Annotated in this window: 21 protein-coding genes; 6 read left to right on the forward strand and 15 right to left on the reverse strand. The window is 66.1% G+C overall.

The genetic code is table 11. From position 1 onward, the window contains the following. The 3 genes from AB4061_RS30795 to AB4061_RS30805 form a co-directional block, all read right to left on the reverse strand. Nucleotides 1–1,025: tripartite tricarboxylate transporter permease (locus AB4061_RS30795; protein WP_441640004.1), on the reverse strand; the 1,025-nt coding region annotated here is incomplete at its 3' end. A 12-nt stretch (nucleotides 1,026–1,037) separates the two neighbouring features. Next, nucleotides 1,038–1,499 carry a tripartite tricarboxylate transporter TctB family protein gene (locus AB4061_RS30800; RefSeq protein WP_150987427.1) on the reverse strand — a complete coding sequence of 154 codons (462 nt, stop codon included), beginning with the start codon at nucleotides 1,497–1,499 and terminating at the stop codon, nucleotides 1,038–1,040. Nucleotides 1,500–1,992: 493 nt separating this feature from the next. Continuing rightward, a complete protein-coding gene (locus AB4061_RS30805) occupies nucleotides 1,993–3,525 on the reverse strand; it encodes an MATE family efflux transporter (protein ID WP_441640005.1) in 1,533 nt (510 codons plus the stop codon). 342 nt (nucleotides 3,526–3,867) lie between these two features. On the opposite strand from AB4061_RS30805, the gene AB4061_RS30810 reads away from it, so the two are divergent. From AB4061_RS30810 to AB4061_RS30825, 4 genes are all read left to right on the forward strand, one after another. Next, nucleotides 3,868–4,206 (forward strand): hypothetical protein, encoded by a 339-nt coding sequence (locus tag AB4061_RS30810; RefSeq protein ID WP_441640006.1) that lies wholly within the window; start codon nucleotides 3,868–3,870, stop codon nucleotides 4,204–4,206. Between the two features lie 239 nt (nucleotides 4,207–4,445). After that, nucleotides 4,446–6,791: a hypothetical protein gene (locus tag AB4061_RS30815; protein WP_441640007.1), complete on the forward strand. Its 2,346-nt coding sequence runs from the start codon at nucleotides 4,446–4,448 to the stop codon at nucleotides 6,789–6,791. Next, complete coding sequence (locus AB4061_RS30820) at nucleotides 6,788–8,023, forward strand: hypothetical protein (RefSeq protein WP_441640008.1); 1,236 nt, start codon at nucleotides 6,788–6,790, stop codon at nucleotides 8,021–8,023. The genes AB4061_RS30815 and AB4061_RS30820 overlap by 4 nt, the downstream gene beginning before the upstream one ends. Nucleotides 8,024–8,028: 5 nt before the next feature. Continuing rightward, nucleotides 8,029–8,685 carry a DUF1266 domain-containing protein gene (locus AB4061_RS30825; RefSeq protein ID WP_441640009.1) on the forward strand — a complete coding sequence of 219 codons (657 nt, stop codon included), beginning with the start codon at nucleotides 8,029–8,031 and terminating at the stop codon, nucleotides 8,683–8,685. 1 nt (nucleotide 8,686) lies between these two features. On the opposite strand, the gene AB4061_RS30830 is transcribed toward AB4061_RS30825, so the two are convergent. From AB4061_RS30830 to AB4061_RS30840, 3 genes are read right to left on the reverse strand one after another with little or no spacing between them, the layout of a single operon-like run. After that, a complete protein-coding gene (locus tag AB4061_RS30830) occupies nucleotides 8,687–9,436 on the reverse strand; it encodes an enoyl-CoA hydratase/isomerase family protein (RefSeq protein WP_441640010.1) in 750 nt (249 codons plus the stop codon). 2 nt (nucleotides 9,437–9,438) lie between these two features. Further along, a complete protein-coding gene (locus tag AB4061_RS30835; protein ID WP_441640011.1) occupies nucleotides 9,439–10,062 on the reverse strand; it encodes a cysteine dioxygenase in 624 nt (207 codons plus the stop codon). 20 nt (nucleotides 10,063–10,082) lie between these two features. Beyond that, entirely contained in the window at nucleotides 10,083–11,276 is a 1,194-nt protein-coding gene (locus AB4061_RS30840; protein ID WP_441640012.1) for a CaiB/BaiF CoA transferase family protein, read from the reverse strand. A gap of 186 nt (nucleotides 11,277–11,462) precedes the next feature. On the opposite strand from AB4061_RS30840, the gene AB4061_RS30845 reads away from it, so the two are divergent. Together AB4061_RS30845 and AB4061_RS30850 are read left to right on the forward strand one after the other, a co-directional pair. Next, entirely contained in the window at nucleotides 11,463–12,263 is an 801-nt protein-coding gene (locus AB4061_RS30845; RefSeq protein WP_441640013.1) for an IclR family transcriptional regulator, read from the forward strand. A 221-nt stretch (nucleotides 12,264–12,484) separates the two neighbouring features. Then, nucleotides 12,485–13,912, forward strand: coding sequence for an NAD-dependent succinate-semialdehyde dehydrogenase (locus AB4061_RS30850; RefSeq protein ID WP_441640014.1), 1,428 nt, complete (start codon nucleotides 12,485–12,487; stop codon nucleotides 13,910–13,912). Nucleotides 13,913–13,988: 76 nt separating this feature from the next. Here the strand turns inward: AB4061_RS30850 and AB4061_RS30855 are convergent, their stop codons facing one another. From AB4061_RS30855 to manD, 9 genes are all read right to left on the reverse strand, one after another. Continuing rightward, nucleotides 13,989–15,194, reverse strand: coding sequence for a DUF2252 domain-containing protein (locus tag AB4061_RS30855; RefSeq protein ID WP_441640015.1), 1,206 nt, complete (start codon nucleotides 15,192–15,194; stop codon nucleotides 13,989–13,991). 79 nt (nucleotides 15,195–15,273) lie between these two features. After that, complete coding sequence (locus AB4061_RS30860; protein ID WP_441640016.1) at nucleotides 15,274–15,675, reverse strand: cytochrome C oxidase subunit IV family protein; 402 nt, start codon at nucleotides 15,673–15,675, stop codon at nucleotides 15,274–15,276. Nucleotides 15,676–15,683: 8 nt separating this feature from the next. Beyond that, a complete protein-coding gene (locus AB4061_RS30865; protein ID WP_441640017.1) occupies nucleotides 15,684–16,367 on the reverse strand; it encodes a heme-copper oxidase subunit III family protein in 684 nt (227 codons plus the stop codon). Between the two features lie 33 nt (nucleotides 16,368–16,400). Then, complete coding sequence (locus tag AB4061_RS30870; protein ID WP_441640018.1) at nucleotides 16,401–17,039, reverse strand: bb3-type cytochrome oxidase subunit III; 639 nt, start codon at nucleotides 17,037–17,039, stop codon at nucleotides 16,401–16,403. Next, complete coding sequence (gene ctaD, locus AB4061_RS30875; RefSeq protein ID WP_441640019.1) at nucleotides 17,036–18,793, reverse strand: cytochrome c oxidase subunit I; 1,758 nt, start codon at nucleotides 18,791–18,793, stop codon at nucleotides 17,036–17,038. Before ctaD ends, AB4061_RS30870 begins: the two co-directional genes overlap by 4 nt. A gap of 41 nt (nucleotides 18,794–18,834) precedes the next feature. Further along, entirely contained in the window at nucleotides 18,835–20,013 is a 1,179-nt protein-coding gene (locus AB4061_RS30880) for a cytochrome c oxidase subunit II (RefSeq protein WP_441640020.1), read from the reverse strand. Nucleotides 20,014–20,289: 276 nt separating this feature from the next. Further along, nucleotides 20,290–20,793 (reverse strand): hypothetical protein, encoded by a 504-nt coding sequence (locus AB4061_RS30885; protein WP_441640021.1) that lies wholly within the window; start codon nucleotides 20,791–20,793, stop codon nucleotides 20,290–20,292. 258 nt (nucleotides 20,794–21,051) lie between these two features. Further along, entirely contained in the window at nucleotides 21,052–22,587 is a 1,536-nt protein-coding gene (locus tag AB4061_RS30890) for a mannitol dehydrogenase family protein (RefSeq protein ID WP_441640022.1), read from the reverse strand. Between the two features lie 31 nt (nucleotides 22,588–22,618). Next, nucleotides 22,619–23,830, reverse strand: a complete 1,212-nt coding sequence (gene manD / locus AB4061_RS30895; protein WP_441640023.1) for a D-mannonate dehydratase ManD — start codon at nucleotides 23,828–23,830, stop codon at nucleotides 22,619–22,621. Nucleotides 23,831–23,862 lie beyond the last annotated feature (32 nt).

Here is a 23,862-nt window from a genome sequence, read left to right on the forward strand (position 1 = left end):
TGGATGTTGTGGATGGTCATCGCGCCCACCATCAGCGCCATCACGGCGTTGGGCGGAATGCCCAGCGTCAGCAGCGGGATGAAGGAGGTCTGCGCCGCGGCGTTGTTGGCCGATTCCGGACCTGCCACGCCTTCGATGGCGCCCTTGCCAAACTCATGTGCGTACTTGGAGGTCTTCTTTTCCAGCGAGTAGGCTGCGAACGAAGCCAGTGCCGCACCGCCGCCCGGCAGGATGCCCAGCGCGGAGCCCAGGAACGTGCCGCGAAGCACTGCCGGGATCATGCGACGGAAGTCTTCCCTGGTCGGCCAGAGATTGGTGACGCTGTCGGTGAAGGTCTCGCGGGCTTCCTTCTGCTCCAGGTTCGCGATGATTTCCGCGAAGCCGAACATACCCATGGCCAGCGCGACGAAGTCGATGCCATCGGTCAGCTCGGGGATGTCGAAGGAGAAGCGTGCGGCGCCCGAGTTCACGTCGGTACCGATCAGGCCCAGCAGCAGCCCCAGCACGATCATCGCCACGGCTTTGGGCAGCGAGCCCGAAGCCAGCACCACGGCGCCGATCAGGCCCAGGCACATCAGCGAGAAGTACTCGGCAGGACCGAACTTGAACGCCAGTTCCGACAGCGGCGTAGCAAACGCGGCCAGGATCAGCGTCGCCACGCAGCCGGCAAAGAAGGAACCCAGGCCGGCGGTGGCCAATGCCACGCCTGCTCGTCCCCGCCGTGCCATCTGGTAGCCATCGATGGTGGTCACCACCGACGACGATTCACCCGGCAGGTTCACCAGGATAGCGGTGGTGGAGCCACCATACTGTGCGCCGTAGTAAATACCGGCCAGCATGATCAGCGCTGCCACCGGCGGCAGCGTATAGGTCACCGGCAGCAGCATGGCGATGGTGGCCAGAGGCCCCAGGCCCGGCAGCACGCCGATCAAGGTACCCAGCACACAGCCCAGGAAGGCGTATGCCAGGTTCTGCAACGAAAGCGCCGTGGAAAAGCCCAAGGCAAGATGGTCAATCAATTCCATATGGCCGACTCCTTAACCAGTAATGAAAGCAGGCCACACCGGCATCTGCAGGTTGATGCCGTACACGAAGGCGCCCATGCTGATCAGCACCAGGACAATCGCGTTCAAGACCGCGCCCTTCCAGCTGAACTCATGGCTGGCCATCGACGACACCAGCACCAGCACGAACACCGACAACACCATGCCGAGCGGCTTGAGCAGCAGGCCGAACAGCACCACCGAACCCAGAATCCACAACAGAGTCTTCAAGTCCCAGCGGGCGAGCTGGTCAGCTTCACCCTTTTTCGATACCGAGCCGATCAGCACGAATGCACCGAGCACGGCGAGTACCAGGCCGAGTAGAAACGGAAAATATCCGGGGCCCATCTTGGCGGCTGTTCCCATGGAATAGCCGCGGGCGACCCAGGAAAAGCACAATCCGACCAGAATGAACATCAGGCCGGAGGCAAAGTCCTTTTGGCTGCGTATGCGCAAAACGATTCTCCTCAAAGTACGTGAAAGCAGTGCCCCTCCGCTCGCAGGCTCTTTGCATGCGGAGGTGGTCCGTTCGGCAGGAAAAAAAAGTGTCCCTGCGGGATGCAACGAACATTAGAGAGGCGATCTTTCAGCTTGCTTTCATTTGTCTTGGTTTAGGGGTATTCACCGATACGTGGTCCGTTTCATCACCGGAAATAAATATCACGTTGTGATGTATTTAAACGAAACGAAGGCACGACAAAGGAAAGCGGGGGATCGCATGGGTCACTGGCGCGAACGCGCCAGCGTGCCGGCGGCCAACGGACGCGCGCCGGAGCAGAAGAAAATCAGGACAAGAAAGCACGGACGGGAGCGCGTCCGTTTTGCCTATGCACGGCACAATGCCACAGGCAACTTTCGATTGCCTTTCACCTGGGCATTCTGGACAAATTGCGGCGCGCCGGGCGACCCGCGCATCACCCTGCACCGCCACAATCGGCAGCGTTCGGCCTCAGTCGGCGCCCTGCTTCGACATCTCGCGGGACGCGTCCGCCAGCGCCTGCTCGCCGGCGGCACCAGCACCGGCCATGCTCAGGGCTTCCTCGCACGGTGTGCCCATGCTGGTATCGGGCGCCTGGGGCGCAAACTCCGTCTCCGGGGCCGGCCAGGGCGCGACCGGCAGGATATGGGCGGCGCGCCAGTTGCCGAAGCGGTAATACGCCACCGCCAGCGTGACCGAAACCACCGAGCCCAGCGGAAAGCTCCACCAGATCGCGTCGGCGCCGATGGTGCGCTCGAGCACCCAGGCAAATGGCAGGCGCACCACCCACATCGACAGGAACAGGATCACCAGCGGGGCCATCACCGCGCCGGTGGCCCGCACGGTGCCGAACAGCACGATGGTGAAGCCGAACAGGATGAAGGACCACAGCACGATGGCATTGATATGCTGCGCAATGCCGATGGCCGTGCCGTCATCGGGCAGGAACAAGCCCAGCGAGTGACGGTTGAACAGGTAGATCAGAGCGACCAGCGCACCGGTCATCATCAGGTTGAACAATAGCCCCACGCGCGTGATGCGCGTCACGCGATCCCACAGCCCGGCGCCCACGTTCTGCGCCACCATCGACGACACGCTGGCGCCAACCGCCAGCGCGGGCATTTGCACGTACGTCCACAACTGCGAGGCCACGCCATAGGCGGCGGTGGTCTGCGAGCCGTAGCGATTGACCAGCGACATCATCACGATCGCTGACGACGAGATCACCACCATCTGCAGCCCCATCGGCAAGCCCTTGGCCACCAACGCGCGCAGGATCGCGGTATCGGGCCTCAGGTAGGTGAGCTGGTGGCGCCGCAGCGCCAGGAAGTGGTGGCGGCGGTAGAGCACGATCAGCATTGCGGCCAGGCTCGCCAACTGCGCGATCAGCGTGGACAGCGCCGAGCCTGCGATGCCGAGCTCCGGGAACGGGCCGATGCCAAAGATCAGCAGCGGGTTGAGCACCACGTCCAGCCCCACCGACAACAGCATGAAATAAAACGGCGTGCGCGAATCTCCCGCGCCGCGCAGCGTCATCATCACGAAGTTGTAGAAATACATGAAGGGCAGCGCCAGGAAGATGATGCGCAGGTAGCTGATGGCAAGCGCCCTGGCATCGACCGGCGTGCCCATCGCGGCAAGGATGTCGGGTGTGAAGGCGTAGCCCAGCGCCGCCGCCAATACCGACAGCAGGACGAAGAAGGTGGTGCTGGTGCCCACCACGCGGCGCGCCTCGACCAGGTCGCGCGCGCCCACGGCTTGCCCGATCATGATGGTGTTGGCCATGCTGATGCCGAACACCACGCCGAGCAGGAAGAACAGGATGATGTTGGCGTTCGAGGTGGCAGTCAGCGCCGCCTCGCCGAGGAAATGCCCGACCCACACGGAATTGATCGAGGCATTGAGCGACTGCAGGATATTGCTGCCCAGCACCGGTAGCGAAAACAGCAGCAACGTGCGGCCGATCGGGCCCGTGGTCAGCTGGGCATTGGATTTTGTTGGCATGTTCGAGGGGGGTCTCGTGTTCTTATCGCGTTCTTATCGTGCTCTTGTTGCGCCTGGGATCGGCCGGAGACGCGGGGCAATGCAATGCGCGATGCCCACGTTCGCCACTATGTCACACCTTGCTGACAGCCCTTGTCGGTAGTCGTCTGTCAGACAGAAAGCCAATTGTAAGGAGTTGTTTGGATCAGGGCACGGGCTCCGTGCGCGAGGAGTCAAACATTCACGAAACGCAATACACAAGTGGCCCTTGGTGTCTCCCAGAGCAGCCATCGCGGTGTCCCCACGATGGCGTCCAAGTGCCGTTTTCATCCACGCACCGTGAGGTCCAATATGACGAAGAACATGCCGATTCGCTTTTTGCAAGCTTCCACCGCCCTGGCCGCTGGCCTGCTATGTGCGGCAGCCTTTGCCCAGACGCCCGCCGTGCCTGCCGATAGCGGCAACGCCGCGGTGCCAGCCGGCACGACACAGATCGAGCCGCCGAAGGATCCGCTCGTCCAGCGCCGCGATGCCAACAAGCAGGCCTCGGACGAATACAAGGCCAAGAAAAAGGCCGCCAAGACAGAGTACAAGCAGGACGTGAAGTCCGCCAGGCAGCAAAAGAGCGCCGAGAAGAAGGCCAACAACGACACCATGAAGCAGGACATGTCGGCCACGCCCGCCGACGCGCCGAAGAACTAAGCGCCTACGGCCGCGTTCTTGCCGCTTACCCCTTGCCCCTTACCCCGTAGCCCTTACCTCGTTACAGGCAACCACGATAAAACGCCCCGCCTCCCCCAAGGAGGCGGGGCGTTTTATCGTGGTGATCGCTTGAACCGCGGCGCCGTTGGGCGAGCCATCGGGCGCAATTTCCGGGTCCGTCGCATCTCCGGGTAGAATCCCGCGTTAGGTGCAAACTAGATCACATTAGGAAAAGATCCGTGGATATCAATGGCAACGCATTGACAGGTGCTCAGCTGGAACAGTTACTGGATCGTCTCGAAGCCGATCTCGAGGAAGGCAATTCAAGTGAAGCCGCTGATTTGCTGGCCAGATTGCGCGCCAAGCCTCTGCGGGCCGATTCCCTTGAGTCCATCGACCGGCTGCATACGCTCTGGATGCGCGCGGGGGATCCGGCGGCTGCGCTGGCGGTGGTCAACGCAGACGGCGCCGGCACGCTGGAAGCCACGCCGCGCGAAGCGCAGGCCGAACTGCGCATGCACCTGGCGCTCTATCGCCTTCAGATAGCCAACCACGTCAACGACGAAGAGAGCATCCAGCGTGCCCTTGCAGAAATGCGCGCCATCGTGGCAGGGATGCCGGAGCTGAATGCGGACCGATACCGGCAGCTTCGCGTGTTCGATAGCCTGGAGCTGCGCAAGCTGGGCATTGCGCTGGAGACGATTGACCTGCGCCATGCATTGAACGGGGCCATCGCTGAACGTGCGCCGTTCCGTGCATGGGACCTCGCCGACTATCAGCGGCGGCGCGCCTGGGCGCTGACGCGCCATGACAGCAACGACGAGGCCCGCGCAGCGGCTGGCGCGGCCATCCTGGCGCTGCAGACGGCCGACGCGGAACAGGACGTCGACGACAACGACTGGCTGCGCCTGGGCAGCGCCCTGATCGGCATCGCGCCCGAGCGCCTTGCCGACTTCCAGCAGGCCGCGAGGGCCCTGACAGCGCAGCAGTCCTTGCCGCAGCGCCGTGAGCTGGAAGTCAGGCTGTCCCGGCTCGCGGCGCGCGCCTTGTACGCGCAAGGCGATTTGCCCGGCGCCCTGAACGCCTGCTCCGCCGCGCGCCATAGCCTGTCGTCGAACGGAAGCGATGACTTCATCGAATACGAGCTGCCGTGGCTGATGGAAGCCCAGCGCGTTGACGATGCCGGACGCCGGGCGTTCCTGCACATCTATCAGGTCGAGGACGAGATGTGGGACGGCGCCGCGCAGCTGGTTCACGCGCGGCTGGCCGATGCGGCCGACGGCTCGGCCTGGTGGCCATTGTGCGCCATGCGGGCTTGCAATACGGAAGAAACGCTGGTGGCCTTCCTGTCGAAAGCGCAAGAGGGCGAAGAGGATCTGCGGACCCTCTCCCCGACGCATGAAGCGCTCTTTGGCGCCGTGGGTGAGCAAGTGGATACGCAGGCCTTGCAAGCGGTATTCGACGCAGCGCGCGCACTGGCCGAGCAGCGTTCGCCGGGCCATCCATGGATCGCGAGACTGGCGGCAGTCAACGACGGCGCGGCGGGCCGCATCGATGCCACTACGCAAGCTTCGCGGCTGTATGCGGCGGCGCAGGAAGGCGGCATGGAGGATAACCGCACGGCCTATGCCTTGTTCGAGGCACGGGTGCAATCGCTCGGGGTGATCCAGACGCTGAAGCTGCCGGCCTTCTCCCTGCCGAGCGGGCTGTGGGCGTACAACTTCGGGGTCGCGCTTGGCGATTTGCTCGCGGAACACCTGGACCGCGTCCCCGCCGAGTCGCGCAACGAAACCTACAGCGATTTCATCAAGCTGCAGATTGCCGCCTACGAACAAGGGCAGGCATGCCTGGAGCGCTATTTCGAGAGCGGCGCCGGCCATCCGTACGATGCCTGCGCGCACCTGTACTCCATGCTGTGCAACAACCTGGCCATCATCTACCGGTACGACGAGCAGCGCTACGAAGATGCCGTCGAGTTGCACAAGCGCGGCATCGCCGCCAGCCCGTTTTCCGAACACTACGCCGGCCTGCTGAGCGTGCGGATCGCCATGCAGGATGCCGAGGGGATCGTCAGCGCCGCCGAGCAGCTCTGGCACTACGCCGCCGAGTTTGGCTACAGCCGGCATGACCCCAACGAGTACCTGAGCGAGGTGTCGCAGGCCCTGTACAAGCTCGATCGCGACCGCGAGATTCCCATCTGGGTGGAGCGCCTGGTGAAATGGGAGCGGGAAGAAGGCCAGGACAATAGCAACCTGTCGAGCAGGGACCTGGGCGTGCGCCTGCAAATGGCGTTCAACCTGGCGCATCACTGCCCGGAGGAAGCCGCGGCCCTGTGGAGCCGCATCGCGCGCCACGTCGATGGTTGCTCGGAATCCTGGATGGTCAGCCTGGCGGCCGACACGCTCAGCGGGCTGCAGCGCCACGCCGAGGCCGCCGCGCTCTTTGAGCGTGCCATCGCACTCAATCCGCGCAGCAACGAATACGAGCTCGCCGATGTCAAGGCGATGGAGGAAAAAGTGGCGCTCTACCGCACGCAAGCCACCCCCGCCGGCAAGAGCAAGAGCTGGTGGCAAGTCTGGAAATGAGTACCGCCAGGCGGACGACGGGCTACGCGCCGCGCAACGCCCTCAATGCCGGCGCCCTGAAGGCGGGCATCGCCGCGCGCAGCCAGGCGCGCGGCGACGATGCGGCGGTGCGCGCCTGGCTGCTCAACCACTTCTATCGCCATCTCGTCGCCAACTTCGAGCCGGCCATCAAGATCGATACGCTCGACGGCGCGCGGCAGGCCCTGAGATCCGAGGCGATGCCGGCGTGGGTGGCGGCGCGCTTTGGCGCGCCGGCCAAGGGCAGCGGCGGCGAGGCAGCAACGCCACCGGCCCCGGTCGTCTGGGTGGATCCTGTCGAGCCGCGCCTGCTGGCGCTGGAAGCGCGGCTCGTCGAGTTCCTGACCTCGCGCCAGGGCACCGCCCTCGACGGCAAGCTCGACCGCATCACCTGCCCGCAAGCGCTGGCGCTGTGGGACAAGGAACATGCCGAGATGGCCACGCGCATCGAGCGCGGCTGGCGCCAGAGCCAGCCCGAAGCGCTGCGCACCTTGCTGTCGACGCCGCATGGCGTGTTCGTGGAATTGCTGCCCGGCAGCGCGCTGCTGCGCGCGGAAATGGCCTTTGAAAGCTATGTCATGCGGCATTGCCTGGGGCAGTTTTCCGACCGGCGCGCGCTGTCCGGCGGCTATGGCGAGCGCTATGCAGAAGCCGTGGCGCAGCAGCGCCTGCGCTTGCTGAGTTTCCGCGATGCCAGCGGGCAACCGCATATCACCATCAGCGTGCATGTGCTGGCCAGTGGCGCGCTCACCGTCGACCAGGTCAAGGGCAAGCAGAACAGGCCACCCATCGCGCGCTACGTGGAAGATGTGCTGGCCTGCCTGAACGCCCTGGGTACCGACGAGCAAACCCCGGACGATTGCATCGCCATCGGCGTGGTGCGCACGCCAGCCGGCTGGGCGCGCATTGAAGACGTGGCCGACGCCACGACGCAGACCCGGTTGGTCGCCCGGTACCCACAACTCTTTGTCAGGCTCCGCGCGCCGACGCCAATGGTGGAGTGGCTGGTCGCCGCGCGCCAGCCCGGCTTGCTGGCGGAACGTACGCCGATGGCCGCATCGGTCCGGTATGCCACTCGGCAAACGCCAGGCCCGGGTGACGCCGAGGCGGTTGTCGCCACGGAAGGCGTGCCATGGCCAGACATCTCGCTGTCGCACGCGGCGCAAATCCAGGATTCGCCTTCGCGAGGCATAGCGGTGCGCCAGATCGGATAAATGGGATGAATGTCTTCTACCTGCTCCTCGGGGCCTTTGTGCTATGGCGGGTCTACCGCTTCCTGCGCCCCAAGCGTCCCGCCATGTTCACCGGGCGCAAGCAATGGGCATTGACGTTGGCGCGGCCCATGGTCGATGCCACCAACATGACGGGGTTTTTCAACCCCGCCTCGGACCACATGACCGACGCGGCGCGCGCGTTGTTCCGCGTACAGTTGCTGCATCAGATGGAGTTCCGCGCCAATGCCACGGATGACGAAGTGCGCCAGCACCTCGCCCAGGTGTTCGAATCGCGGTGGTTTCGCGCCGACCTGCATGCGCTGCTGCCGACAGACGATCCGCGCGCCGCGCTGGCCTTTGCCTGTGTCCGGATGGCATTTTTTGCGCGCAACGTCATGCTGATGGGCTGGGTCGAGCCAATGCCCGCTTGGCGCGTGCTTCTGCTCAACGCGCAGCGCGCGCAGGACTGCTTTGCCAGCTGGGAGGATTTCGGCCACGCTTTTATCGCCGGCCGCCAGCAATGGCTTGCCGCATTCCGCGCCGACCCTCTGGGCAAGGCCTTCGATGAAGCCAGCTTGCGCCAGCTGCTGGCACCGCCCAAGGGCGCCTGGGCAGCGTTGGCATGGCCGGACCTGCCGGCGTTCAGCCCGGAGCCGCGCTGAGTCAGCGCCTGGACGCTGCCCGGTAGGCAGCGATGCGCGCCTTGAGTCCCGGCCGGGCGGCCGAGCGCACCAGCTCGGCCAGCTGCGCCGCGCGCGCCGCTTCGGCCATGGCTTGGCCGCCCTGCGTGGCGGCCTGGATCGCGGCATGGGTTGGCGCATCCAGCCGGCGCGCACGCTGCGCCAACGTGGCCAGCGCGGCGGCGCGCGCCTCCGGCGCCACCAAAGTGCCAGCCATGTCGCAGGCCAGCACTTCCTCGGCCCGGACGGCCCGCCCGCTCGCGATCCAGTCCCGCGCCGTAGCCACACCCACCAGCTGCGCCAGCCGAGCGCTGCCCAGCACCAGGCCGAAGGCCGCGCCGGGGAAAGCAAGCGTGCTGCCCGGCGCGATCCAATGCTGCTCGCAGGCCGCCATCAGGTCGGCGCCCGCGCCCATGGCGCGGCCCTGGACCAGCGCGACGGTGGTGAAGGGCGCGCCATGCACGCTTTGCAGCAGCAGCTCGACGCGCACGAAACGCGCAAGCAGCGAATCGTCGCTCTCGCTTTCCAGCTCGCCCAGATCGAACCCCGTGCAGAAATGCGCGCCGGCGCCGTCAATGGCGAGCAAGCGGGTGCCATCGTGGTGGCACGCCAGCACCGCCGCCGCGAGCGCCTCCACCAGCCCGGCTGACAGCGCATTGCCGCGCTCGGGCCGGTTCAGCGTCAATCGGGTGACGTCGCCTTGCTTGTCAATCAGCAGACCGGCTTGTTCCACGTTCACCCCTGCGCCGGCGCTGCCGCCGGCGCCCACAGGTTGGGCACCAGCGCGTTGGAGTAGCCGGATACGAACGGCTTGGTGGCGCCGCTGGCGGCGTCATACACATGGCGGTGGATGCGGCCGATGTTGCCGCCATACAGATGCACGCTGATCGACACCCGGTCGTCATGCGCATTGCGCACGCGGTGCACATCGCCCAGCGTGGGCGAGACCGCGGCCACCTGGCCGGCGCTCAGCACCACGGCATCGCCGTCTTCCACCAGCCGGCCGCCTTCCACGCGGTAGTGCTGGTCCACCTCGGCGCCGCGCAGCATGCCGATCAGGCCCCACACGGTGTGATCGTGCACGGGCGTTTGCTGGCCCGGCCCCCAGACGAAGCTGACCAGCGAGAAACGATCGAGCGGATCGCCATAGAGCAGATGCTGCTGGTAGTAGACAGGATGCGGGCGCGCCATGGCCTCAGGCAGCCAGTCGTCGTGCGCCACCAGTTCGCTCAGCGCGGCGCTGGCTTGCGCGAGGATGTCCGGCTCGCTGCTGCCCTCGCGTTCCGCCTGCGTGACCACGCGGCTGATGGTGGCAACGAACGCGCGCAGCCGATCGATGTTGCCGGTCTTGTTGCTCATGATGATTCCTCCATCTGCCATTAGCATGACTTGGGGTTTTGTTCCGCGGCTGCGCCACCCGCCTGGTAGCGGGCGCGCACGGCGGCGTTGTGCTCGCCCAGCGCCGGCGGGTCGCGGCGGATCGGCAAGCCCAGCCCGTCGATACGCAGCGGCGAGGCGAAGGTGCGGGTCTGGTGGCCGCCAGGCAGCGTCAGCGGGCGCACCCACTCCATATGCGCCACCTGCGGATCGTCCAGCGCGGCGGCATAGTCGTTGATGCGCGCATGCGGCACGCCAGCGGCATTGAAGGCGGCAATCCAGTGCGCCACGCCAGCGGTGGCAAAGCGCTCTTCCAGCAGGATCTTCAACGCGGCCTGGTTGGCCGCGCGGTCGCGCGTGGTGGCAAAGCGCGCGTCCTGCGCCAGCGCGGGCAGTGCCACCACGCGCACCACTTCAAGCCACAGCTTCTGGTTGCCCGCGGCGATGGCAAAGTAGCCGTCGGCGGCCTGGAAGGCCTGGTACGGCGCATTGCGCGGATGCGCGGAGCCCAGCTTGGCCGGGCTCCGGCCAGTGCCGAAGTACTCGCTGGTCTGTAGCGCGGCGATGCCGAGCGTGCAGCCGTACATCGGCACATCGATATGCGCGCCCGCGCCGCCGGCCCGCACCCGGGCGAGCGCGCTGGCAATGGCAAAGGCGCCGTACAGGCCCGAAGCAAAGTCCGCCAGCGGCACGCCGCACTTCACCGGCGCGCCATCGGGCTCACCGGTCACGCTCATCACGCCGGCGGCAGCCTGGATGGTGAGGTCGAACCCGCCCTCGCCTGCGCGCGGGCCGCTCTGGCCGTAGGCGGACACCGAGCAATACACCAGACCTGGCTTTTGTTCGCGAAAGCTGGCGTAGCCCAGCCCGAGCCGGTCCATCACGCCGGGACGGTTGTTCTCGATCACCACGTCGGCATCCAGGATCAACGCGCGCGCCAGCGCCACATCAGCGGCATCCTTCAGGTTGAGCGCCACCGATTCCTTGTTGCGGTTGAGCGAAGCGAAGTTCTCCGAGAAGCCATCGGACAGCGGCGGCCACTGCCGCAAGGTGTCGCCCTCGGGCGCTTCCACCTTGATCACCTCGGCGCCCATGTCGGCCAGCAGCATGCCGCAAAAGGGCCCGGCGGCAACGGTACAGAATTCCACGACCCGCACGCCTTGCAACGGCAGGTCCGGTTGGGCGAGATCACGCATGGGAAGCATCCACAGGGAAAGAGAGAGGCGCGGCGCCGTGAATCAGCTGCCCTCCTGGGCAGGCTGCCGGCCGCGCTGCGACGACGTGCTGCAACGATTATAGGGAGTTGCAAAATACGATACTATCGTTCCACATTTGAGAACAAGGTTGCGCCATTCGCATTAGGGCATCGTTTCAATGAACCAATGAACAACACCTTGATCAAGGGCCTCGGCGTGATCGAGTTGCTGGCGCACAGCGACCGCCCGCTGGGCCTCACCGAGATCGCCGCCCGCCTGGGCCTGGCCAAGAGCAATGTGCACCGGCTGCTGCAAGCGCTGACCGAGCTCAACTATGTGATCCGCGACGCCTCCGGCACCGGCTACAGCGCGTCCATCAAGCTCTGGGAACTGGGCTCGGCGGTGCTCTCGCGGCTGGACCTGCGCCGCCATGCCCAGGCGCGGATGGACAAGCTGATGCACGCTAGCGGCGAGAGCGTGCACCTGTCCGTGCTGGACCGCGCCGAGGTGGTCTACGTGCACAAGATCGACAGCCCCAACCCCGTGCGCGCCTATACCCAGATCGGCGGGCGGGCGCTGGCGCACTGCGTGGCCACCGGCAAGGCGATGCTGGCCTTCCAGCCGGACACCGCGTTGCAGCGCATGTTCAGCACGCTGGCGCCGTCCACACCCAACAGCATCGTCGAGCCCGAGCGTTTCCTGCGGGAAATGGCCAAGGTGCGCAAGCAGGGCTATGCGGTCAACCGCGGCGAGTGGCGCGAGACCGTCTACGGCGTGGCCGCGCCGATCTGCGACGGCAACGGGCACGTCATCGCCGCCATCGGGCTGTCGGGGCCCGCCGAACGGTTCAGGCCACACAAGATCAAGGGCTTTGCCGCGCTGGTGCTGAACGCGGCCACGGAAATCTCCGATGACCTGGGCGGCGGCAACCGGCACAATGCGCTAGCGCTGGCTACGCGCAGCATGGTGGCGATGCGGCGCGGGTGAGCCCGGGGCATCAGCCATGCTTTCCTGAGTTCTAAAGAGCACGCCAAAAGTGGTTTTTGCGGCACTTTACGCCACCCCCTCGGAAACGCCGGCGCCTGCCGATGCACAAAACCGGCCGACGCGTTAAGCTTGCAGTTTGGCCGCCGCGCCCAGGCGCGGCATCCCCCACCGCACCGGCACCGGCTGCGCTTGTCGCACGCAACCTTCTTCAGGAGAAAGGCATGTACCAGGATCTCGCCCTCTACATCGACGGGGAATTCGTCAAGGGAGGGGACCGACGCGAGCAAGACGTCATCAACCCCGCCACCCAGGAACTGCTAGGCAAGCTGCCGCATGCCAACCGCGGCGACCTGGACCGCGCCCTGGCCGCCGCGCAGCGCGCCTTTGAAAGCTGGAAGAAGACCTCGCCGCTGGAGCGCTCCAGGATCTTGCGCCGCGTGGCGGAACTGACCCGCGAGCGCGCCAAGGACATCGGCCGCAACATCACGCTGGACCAGGGCAAACCGCTGGCCGAAGCCATCGGCGAAGTCATGATCTGCGCCGAGCACGCCGAATGGCACGCCGAGGAATGCCGCCGCATCTACGGCCGCGTGATCCCGCCGCGCCAGCCCAACGTGCGCCAGATCGTGGTGCGCGAGCCGATCGGCGTGTGCGCTGCCTTTACGCCGTGGAACTTCCCCTTCAACCAGGCGATCCGCAAGATGGTCTCGGCCATCGGCGCCGGCTGCACGCTGATCCTCAAGGGGCCGGAAGACTCGCCCAGCGCGGTGGTCGCGCTGGCCCAGTTGTTCCACGATGCAGGCCTGCCCCCGGGCGTGCTGAACATCGTCTGGGGCGTGCCGGGCGAGATCTCCACCTACCTGATCGAATCGCCGATCGTGCGCAAGATCTCGTTCACCGGTTCGGTGCCGGTGGGCAAGCAGCTGGCCGCGCTGGCCGGCGCCCACATGAAGCGCGTGACCATGGAGCTGGGCGGGCACTCGCCGGTGCTGGTGTTTGACGATGCCGACATCGAGCCGGCAGCGGAAATGCTGGCGCGCTTCAAGCTGCGCAACGCCGGCCAGGTATGCGTGTCGCCCACGCGCTTCTACGTGCAGGAAAAAGCCTACGACAAGTTCCTGGCGCGCTTTACCGAGGTGATCGGCTCGATCAAGGTTGGCGACGGCCTGGACGACGGTACCCAGATGGGGCCGCTGGCGCACGAGCGCCGCATCGCCTCGATGGAGCAGTTCCTGGACGACGCCAATCATCGCGGCGGCAAGGTGGTGGCGGGCGGCAAGCGCATCGGCGACAAGGGCTTCTTCTTTGCCCCGACCGTGGTCACCGACCTGCCCGACGACGCCAAGCTGATGGTCGACGAGCCCTTCGGCCCGGTGGCGCCGGTGACGCGCTTCAAGGACGTGGAGGAAGTGCTGCGCCGCGCCAACAGCCTGCCGTTCGGCCTGGCCTCGTACGTGTTCACCAACTCGCTGAAGACCGCGACGGTGGTGTCCAACGGCCTGGAAGCCGGCATGGTCAACATCAACCACTTCGGCATGGCGCTAGCCGAGACGCCGTTCGGCGGCATCAAGGATTCCGGCATCGGCAGCGAAGGCGGCCAGGAAACCTTCGATGGCTACCTGGTGACCAAGTTCATCACGCAAGTCTGATGTACCGTCCTGGCCGGGCAACCGCCCGGCCAGGAAGAAAATGGCTGGCGACGTCTAGCAAGTGCGCGAGCCAGGCCTACTTCCCCCGGGCGTTGTGGTAGTCCTCGGCAAAGTCCTTCCACTGCGCCTGCGCCATCTCGCAGCCATGCCGCGCCAGGCGCAGCACCGGCGCGCGCCAGCGCGAACCGGCAGCGAATTCCTGCAACGCCTCGATCCGATCGGCAGCTTCATGCCCGCAGCCGCGCAGGTGCGCCCAGGCCGCCGAGCGTGCCATCGTGAGAAGCACTTCGTTCAGGTTGGCGCGATCGGTGTGAGGCCCAAGGTTCACGCGGTCGGCCGTGGGCTGCAGGCTCTTGACGATGTAGGACGGGCTGCTTGACACGGCACCCATGGTCACCGCCGAGAGCAGCGCAGGCGACGCCGCCTGCATGACGTGCTGGATATGCACCACGCGCGACGCGTCGTTGCCCCACGCGGGTTGCGCGCCATACGGCAAGCCTTGCCACGCGCTGGGCGCGGCGCGCTTGATGTCGATAAGCCGCTGGGCGGTGGGCGTGCCGGGCACATGCGCGAGCACCACATAGCGCTCCAGCCCCAGGCTGCCCACGCCCGCCACCCGCCGCGCCGCATCGTCGGCCACGAACTGGCCGTGGTGGGCCTGCCGCGCGAACTCGCGCAGGATGGCGCCAGCGCGCTTGCGCTCGCCTTTGAGCGGGGCCAGTGCGTGGATGTTGTCGATCAGCAGGCGCCGTTTCCCGCCACGCCGCACGGTGCGCGCCGCCAGGACCTCGCCGCGGCGGCGGCGTTTGACGCGGCGCAGCAGCGTCGCCACCAGGCCGGTGGCGGTGGCACGCTCCACCCAGCGCGGCTTGCCGCTGGCCAGCACCGCCGCGTAGGTATCGAGCATGTGCTCGGCGCCCGCGCGCGCGTCGGCATCCGACAGGCCGAGCTGCGGTGCCGCGATCATCAGGCTGGACAGCAGGCGCACAAGGTCCACCGTCAGCGGCGCAACCATCGCGTCATCGAAGTCGTTCAGATCGAAATAAACCAGCCCGTTGTCGCCCTTGAAGCTGCCCAGGTTTTCCAGATGAAGATCGCCGCAGACATAGGTGGTGGGTGCCTCCATCAGCGCGGCCTCGGTGCCCACCGAGGCCGCGTAGAGATGGTTAGTGCCACGCAGGAAGGAGAACGGATCGGCGGCGATGGCGGCGAGCTTGCGGGTCAGCCGCTCGGGATCGCGGCCATGGTTATAGATCAGGATGGCTTCCGTAGCTGGGTGCATGGTTTCCTCGTAGTGGCGGCAGCCGGGCAAGTGTACCCGGATGGCGCCCACGGAACACGCACCGCACGGACAGGCGCGCTCAGCGGAAGAAAACGCCGCGCAAGAGGAACGTGTAGTCCGCCTCGGCCGCCATCAGGCCCACCAGCACCAGCAGGCAGAGCGGCGGCAGCAGGATGGCGCAGATCAGCGCCAGCCGCTCCCAGGCCATGTGCATGAACACGGCCACGATCAATCCGGCCTTCATCAACATGAAAAGCAGGATCAGGGTCCAGCGCAGATAGCCCTCGAAATGGAAGTAGTCCACCAGGTACGACAGCGTGGACAGCACGAACAACAGCGCCCAGATCTTCAGGTACAGGCCAATGGGATGTTGCTGGCCATGCTGCTGCCCGTGCGCTTGCCCGTGGGGCAGATCGCCGTGCGAGCCGGCAACGGCGGGGGCCTGCGCGGGCACTTCGGGAGATGGGGTCGACGCAGCCATGAGGGGCCTCACCAGAGATAGAACAGCGCGAAGATAAACACCCACACCAGGTCCACGAAGTGCCAGTAGAGCCCGGCGATCTCCACGATCTGGTAGTTGCCCGTGCGCTCGTAGCGGCCCCGCAGCACCTTGGTGGCGACGATCAGCAGGTAGATCACGCCGCAACTCACATGCAGGCCATGGAAGCCGGTGATCATGAAGAAGGCGGAGCCGAACTGCGGCGCCCCCATCGGGTTGCCCCACGGGCGCACGCCCTCGGTCATGATCAGCTTGGTCCATTCAAAGGCCTGCATGCTGACGAAGGCCACGCCGAACAGCGCCGTGGCAAACATGAGCAACGCGCATCTCACGCGATCGCGCCGATACGCAAAGTTGACGGCCATCGCCATCGTCCCACTGCTGCTGATGAGCACGAAGGTCATGATGGCGATCAGCAGCAACGGCACCTCGGTGCCGCCCACCTTGAGCCCGAACACGATGCTGGGGTTCGGCCAGGGCGCGGTACTAGCGATCCTGACCGTCATGTACCCGGTCAGGAAGCAGCTGAAGATGAAGGTATCGGAGACGAGGAAGATCCACATCATCGCCTTGCCCCACGACACCTTGAAGGCCTGCTGGTCCGAGGACCAGTCGGCCACCAGCCCGCGCAAGCCGGTCACCGCCGGTGCGGATGAAGTGGGTAGCGAAGACATGCGCACGTCTCCTTCGAGAATCAGCCGGGCCGCCTAGCCGCGGCCGCAGATAAAGCGAACAAACTCCGGCGTGAGCCAGCCAAGCGCGGCCAGCAGCACCAGCCACACGGCCAGCAGGAAATGCCAGTAGCGCGCGCACAGGCGAATGCGCAGCGCGCTGCCCGGCCCGGCGCGCATGGCCATCGCCCAGCCGGCCAGGCCGCCCAGCACATGCAGGCCATGCATCGCGGTCAGCAGGTAGAAGAAGCTGCCGGACGGGTTATTGGCAGGCACCACATGGATGGCAAGCAGGGCCTGCCATGCCCACAACTGCGACGCCACGAACGCCGCCGCGGCCAGCCCGCCGAAGCACAGCACGCGGTGCGCCACCGAGACACGTCCGGCGCGGGCCGCGCGCGCGGCCACCAGCATCACCCCGCTCCCCGCGGCCAGCAAGGCCGTGGACAGCCAGACCTGCCACGGCAACGCCACGGCGTGCCAGTCAGGCGAATCCATGCGCATGGCATACGCAGCGATAAACAATGCAAACAGCGAACTCACCACGCCCATGAACACCCACAGCCCGATGCTGCCCGGCGCGGGCCCCGCGCGCTGCCTGCCCACATCGCCGGGGCCGGGGCCCGGGCGCCGCTCGCCGTCGGCACCGGCGCGATAGATCAGGTTCGCGTTCATGCCACGGCTCCATGGCTGGTATGTGGTTCGGGCTCGGCGCCCCCGGCCTCGGGTGGCGCGTTCTGCGCGATGAAATCCTCGCTCGCGCCCGGCACGCTATAGGCGTAGGCCCAGCGATGCACCACCGGCTGCTCCGCGCCCCAGTTGCCGTGCACGGGCGGCGTATCCGGCGTCTGCCACTCCAGCGAGGCCGCGCGCCAGGGATTTGACCCTGCCAGCCTGCCGTGCCTGAGGCTCCAGGCCAGGTTGACGATGAACAGCAACTGCGCCGCGGCCACGATAAATGCCGCCACGGAGATATAGGCGTTCATGGTGTGCGCCGACTCGGGGATGAAGGCGTAGTTGTCATAGGCGTAATAGCGCCGCGGCATGCCAAGGATGCCCAGGTAGTGCATCGGGAAGAAGATGGCATAGGTGCCGACGAACGTCACCCAGAAATGAATGTGCCCCAGCTTGTCGTTGAGCATGCGGYCGGTGACCTTGGGGTACCAGTGATAGATCCCGCCAAACACCACCAGGATCGGCGAAACGCCCATCACCATATGGAAGTGCGCGACCACGAAATACGTGTTCGACAACGGAATGTCCACGCTGACATTGCCCAGAAACAGCCCGGTCAGCCCGCCGATCACGAAGGTGCTGATAAAGGCGATGGCAAACAGCATCGGCACCGAGAAATGGATGTCGCCCCGCCACAGCGTAATGACCCAGTTATAGACCTTGATGGCGGTGGGAATGGCGATGATCAGCGTGGTGGTGGCAAAGAAGAAGCCGAAGTACGGGTTCATCCCGCTCACGAACATATGGTGCGCCCACACCACCACCGACAGCACGCCGATAGCCAGGATGGCCCACACCATGGTGCGATAGCCGAAGATGCTCTTGCGCGAATGCACGCTGACGAGGTCGGAGACGATGCCGAACGCCGGCAACGCGACGATGTACACCTCCGGGTGGCCGAAGAACCAGAACAGGTGCTGGAACAGCAACGGGCTGCCGCCCTTGTAGTTGAGCTGCTGGCCCAGCGACACGATCGCCGGCATGAAGAAGCTTGTGCCCAGCGTGCGGTCCAGCAGCATCATCACGCCCGACACGAACAGCGCCGGAAAGGCCAGCAGCGCCAGGATGGTGGCCATGAAGATGCCCCACACGGATAGCGGCATGCGCATCATCGTCATGCCCTGCGTGCGGGCCTGCAGCACGGTGGTGACGTAGTTGAGCCCACCCATGGTAGCGGCCACGATGAAGATCAGCAGCGACACCAGCATCAGGATGATGCCCCACTCATAGCCGGGCGTGCCCGGCAGGATGGCCTGTGGCGGATACAGCGTCCAGCCGGCGCCGGTGGGCCCGCCCGGTACGAAGAAGCTCGACAGCAGCACCAGCACCGAGAGGAAGTAGACCCAGAAGCTCAGCATGTTGAGGTACGGGAACACCATGTCGCGCGCCCCCACCATCAGCGGGATCAGGTAATTGCCGAAGCCGCCAAGAAAGAGCGCCGTAAGCAGGTAGATCACCATGATCATCCCGTGCATGGTCACGAACTGGTAGTAGCGGTTGGCATTGATAAACGTGAAGTGCCCGGGGAAACCCAGTTGCAGGCGCATCAGGTTGGAGAGCACCACGCCGATCAGCCCCACGAAGATGGCCACCAGCGTGTACTGCACGGCGATTACCTTGTGGTCCTGGCTCCAGATGTAGCGGGTAAAGAAGCTCTGCGGTCCGTCGTGGGCGGCCTCGTCGGCGTATGCCATTGCACTCCCTCCTGTAGCCTTCCTTGCAACCTGCGTGCGACCTACCTGGCCGCAGCGCCCGACGCGGCGCCCGCCTGCGTTGCCGCACCGGGCGCGCCGTTGGCGCGGATGTAGGCAATCAGCGCGCTCACCTCCTCGTCGCTCAAGGCCATCTTCGGCATGAGCGGGCCGAAGCCCTTGACCAGGCGCGCCTGCGGATCGGTGATCTCGATCTTCAGGTAAGCATCGTCGACCTTCGCGCTGCTGCCGTCGGCAAAGGTGCCGATGCTGCCATACAAGCCCTTCCAGCTTGGCCCCACGCCAACGGTGCCATCGATGCTGTGGCAACCCACGCAGCCCTTGCTCTGCGCCAGCGCGCGGCCCTGCTCGACGAGCGTATCGGCTGCCGGCGCGCCAGCGGGCGCAGCCGCCGCCGCCGCGGGAGGCGTCTTCACCATGGTCAGCGCGAACGTCGGCTGGCGCGCGAGCCATGCCTGGAACGCCGCCTCGTCCTCCACCACCACGTGGCCACGCATGTTGTAGTGGCCAACCCCGCACAGTTGCGCGCACAGGATCTCGAACGTGCCCGCCTTGGTCGGCGTGAACCAGAACGACGTGACAGTGCCTGGCACCATGTTCATGCGGGCGCGAAACGGCGGCACGTAGAAGTCGTGGAGCACGTCCTTGGAGCGCAGCAGCACCTTGACCGGGCGATTCAGCGGCAGATGGACTTCCTGGCCGGCAACGATGATGTCGTCCTGCCCGCGCGGGTCGTCCGGGTTCACGCCGAGCGGGTTGGCGGGGGTGACAAAGCGCGGGTCCGAGGTGCCGAGCTGGCCGCCCCGGCCGGGGAAGCGAAAGCCCCACTGCCATTGCTGGCCCACCACCTCCAGAACCATGGCGTCGCCGGGTGGGCGCACGTACTCAGCATAGACGAACAGGCCCGGCGCCAGCAGCGCGATCACCCCAAGCGTGGTGCCCGCGATCAGCCACAGCTCCAGCTTGCTGTTCTCCGGCTGATAGGCTGCGCGCGCGCCGTCGCGATGGCGGTAGCGCCAGACGATGTAGGCAACGAACAGGTTGATGATGACGAAGAAGATGCCGGTGATGACCAGCGTGATGGTCAGCGTGTCGTCCATCTGCTTCCAGTTGGAGGCAAGCGGCGTCGCCCACCACGGGCTCACGAAATGGAAGAGCACCGAGGCAACGACGATGATCACGATTGCAATGGCTATCGCCATACCGACCCTCCCGCTTGCGTACAGAAGGTTGCGAACTACACGCAAGCTGAGATAAGACTAGTGCATCTGGTCCGCCACCGGCAAGGCGGCCTTGACAGCGCTTTGGGTGCGATGCCACACACAATCGGCCCCGCCGCGCGCCACCGGCGGCAAAACAAAAAGCGGCGGAGAAAGCCGAAGCTCTCATCCGCCGCCGCCGGCCCGCACGGCCCGTGTAGTGGCAATGCGCGGGTCAAAACCGCTAAGCCGCGCTGGTATTTCCTCCGGTTTGCGTGCTCAGTGAGATACATCCTTGCTTTCGAGCTTCCAGTAGGCAATGGCCGCGGTCATGCCGAAGATCATGTGGCCAACCAGCGTATGCCAGCCACGCGCATCGGCGAACCAGGTGAAGAAGTGCGTCATGCCGTAGAAGTTGAGCAGGTACACGGCAATGCCGAATACCGCGCCGGTAAGCAATGCCAGGCCCGTGCTCGAGTCCAGGTGAAACGGCGCGATGATGGCCCCCAGGATCATGCCCAGCACCGCGCCGAGCACAAAGTGGATCATCAGCGCCGCGGCCACGGTACCCACGCTGAACAACGAAGTCTGGAGCACGCCCGGCCCCATCAGGATCGCCGCGATCATCCGCGTCGTGCCCCACGGGTTGATGCCCGCCACCATCGTCGACCAGAACAGCTCGATCACCATCAGCAGCGCCCCGGCCGCCAGCCCCGACACCGCTGCCGCGGTCCAGTCTGGCATGCGGCGCACGTAGTGGTGCGATTGCATGTGAAGTTCCATAGCCACCTCCGGATATGCTGTTTCACCGCCGCTTTCGCCGCGGTTGCTCTGCTGTTGCTCTGCTGTTGCGCTTGATATACGCAAGTTGCGACCTGACTGCTGATGCGGCCTGCGTATTTGCACAGCATAGGACACGCCGGCCTGATCGTTTGACCGCACACGCGCAAATAAGTGCTGGAGGTGGGACCGGCGCCACGTTGGCGCCGCAACGCGCCACGCGCGGGTGGCAGGATCGGTACTTGGCGGGCAGCGATCCGTTCAGGTGGCGCTGGCCTGCGTGCCTGCGACCGCCGCGAGTGTCGCCAGCACGCCACGCTCGCGCAGCATGCGCGTGTGCGTGGCAAGCGTTTCGACGAACACGCGCGAGGCAGCCAGATCCCCGAACACCGGCGTGAAGGACGCGATGGCCGCGATGCGATCCGCTTCCCGCGCATGGCGGGCGTCGGCCTCGGCCAGCAAGGCATGCAGCGAAGATGCCAGCGGGTCTTCGATACGGTACTCGGCGCCGTGCTCGTCCCGGCCGCGCAGGAAATGCAGCCAGCCGGCCACGCCCAGCGCCAGGCGCGCAAACGGGGCACCGGCGCGCAAGCGCTCGCGGATCGGCGCCAGCAGGCGTTGCGGGATCTTCTGCGAGCCGTCCATGGCGATCTGGCTGGTCTTATGCTGCAGCGCGGGATTGGCAAAACGCGCCAGCAGGTCGCGCCGATAGGCCGCGGTGTCCAGCCCCGGTAACGCAGGCAAGGTTGGCAGCATTTCCTGCTCCATCATGCCGGCGATCAGCGCGTGCACAGCCGGCACGGCGATGGCGCGGTCGGTGGTGGCCCACCCGGCCACCATGCCCAGGTAGGCCATGGTGGAATGGCTGCCGTTGACCAGGCGATGCTTGAGCGTCTCGAACGGGTGCGCGTGTTCGACGAACTGCGCGCCGCCCGCCTCCCAGCGTGGCCGGCCGGCCACGAAGCGGTCCTCCATCACCCACTGCAGGAAGGGTTCGGCCACCACGGGCCAGGCGTCCTCCACGCCAAGCGCGGCGCTGATGCGCGCGGCATCGTCCACGGTGGTCTTGGGCACGATGCGGTCGACCATGGCATTGGGAAAGCCGCAGCGTTCGGCCACCCAATCGTGGAGCGCGCCATCCACGCGCGCGCAGAAGGCCAGCAGCAAGCCGCGCAGCGTGTCGCCGTTGGCGGCGATGTTGTCGCAGCTGAGCAAGGTCAGCGGCGGCAGGCCGCGTGCCATGCGCCGTTGCAGGCCACGCGCCAGATAGCCGATGGCGGTAACCGGGGCGCCGGCATGCAGCAGGTCATGCGCGATGCCCGGATCGCCGAAGTTCAATGTGCCGGTGGCGGGGTCATGGCAGTAACCCTTCTCCGTCACCGTCAGGCTGACGATGCGCGTGTGCGCATGCGCGATCCGCTCCAGGACGGCATCGGGATCGTCGGCGGCCACGAGCACGGCAATCACGGCGCCGATCACCTGCAACTGCGCGAAGCGGCTGCCGTCGTCCCGCACTCCGCGCAGCGCCAGCGTGTACAGGCCTTGCTGCGGCGCCAGCGCGTCGCGCGTGTCGGGCCGGCGCAGCGAGACGCCGACGATGCCCCAGTCTAGCGAGTGCGCGCCGGCGGCATCGGCGTGCAGCGCGGCTTCCGTCGCCGCCGCCTGGTGCGCGCGGTGAAAAGCGCCGATGCCCAGGTGGACGATGCCGCCGCGCAGGCGTTCGCGCGGATAGCGCGGGCGCTGTACGTCATGCGGAAGCTGCGCGAGCGTGTCGGGGTGCAGTCTTGGCGTCGTCATAGTGCGTGCCTGTGTTTGGCTGGCATTGGGGCTACCAGTGCCAGAGCGTGCCATCGTGGGCGAGGCGATTCACCGGCAGGTAAGCGCGTTGATAGGGATACCTGGCCGCCAGCGTCTCATCGATATCCACGCCATGTCCCGGCGCATCGCCCGGATACAGCATGCCGTTGGCAAAGGTGTAGGCGTGCGGGAACACCGCATCGGTCTGCTCGCTGTGGCGCATGTATTCCTGGATGCCGAAGTTAGGCACCCACAGGTCAAAATGCAGCGCGGCGCCCATGCACACCGGCGAGAGGTCGGTCGCGCCATGCGAGCCGGTGCGCACCTGGTGCATCGCGGCGAAGTCCGCAATGCGGCGCAGGTGCGTGATGCCGCCCGCATGGACCACGGTGGCGCGGATGTAGTCGATCAACTGTTCCTGGATCAGCGTCTTGCAGTCCCAGATGGTGTTGAAGACTTCGCCCACCGCCAGCGGCGTGGTGGTGTGCTGGCGGATCAGCCGGAAGCTCTCCTGGTGCTCCGCGGGGGTGGCGTCTTCCATCCAGAACAGGCGCAACGGCTCCAGCGACTTGCCCAGGCGAGCCGCCTCGATCGGCGTGAGCCGGTGGTGCACGTCGTGCAGCAGGTGCAGATCCCAGCCGGCCGCGTCCCGCACCTTCTCGAACAGGCGCGGCGTGTGGTCCAGGTAGCGCTCCGTGCTCCAATCGTGCTCCGATGGCAACGAGGCGTCGGCCGGCTCGTAGAACAGCCGGTCCGACGACACGCCATACACCTTGTTGAGCCCCGGCACGCCCGATTGCGCGCGCACCGCGCGGTAGCCCATTTCCTTGTAGCGCAGCACCTCGTCCACCGTGGCCTCGATATCACTGCCATTGGCGTGGCCGTACACCATCACGCCGGTGCGGCTTTTGCCGCCCAGCAACTGATAGAGCGGCATGCCCGCTGCCTTGGCCTTGATGTCCCACAGCGCGGTATCCACCGCGGCGATCGCGCTCATGGTCACCGGCCCGCGCCGCCAGTACGCGCCGCGATACAGGTACTGCCAGATGTCCTCCACCTGGTGCGGGTCGCGCCCGATCAGGCAGGGCGCCACGTGGTCCTCCAGGTAGCTCGCCACGGCCAGCTCGCGGCCGTTGAGCGTGGCGTCGCCGATGCCGGTCAGGCCCTCGTCGGTCTCGATCTTCAGCGTCACGAAGTTGCGTCCCGGGGAACACACGATGACGCGCGCGGCGGTGATCTTCATGCTCTCTCCTACGTGGTTTTTGTCGATGGTTC

The organism is Cupriavidus sp. YAF13 (assembly GCF_052113425.1).
GTDB lineage: Bacteria > Pseudomonadota > Gammaproteobacteria > Burkholderiales > Burkholderiaceae > Cupriavidus.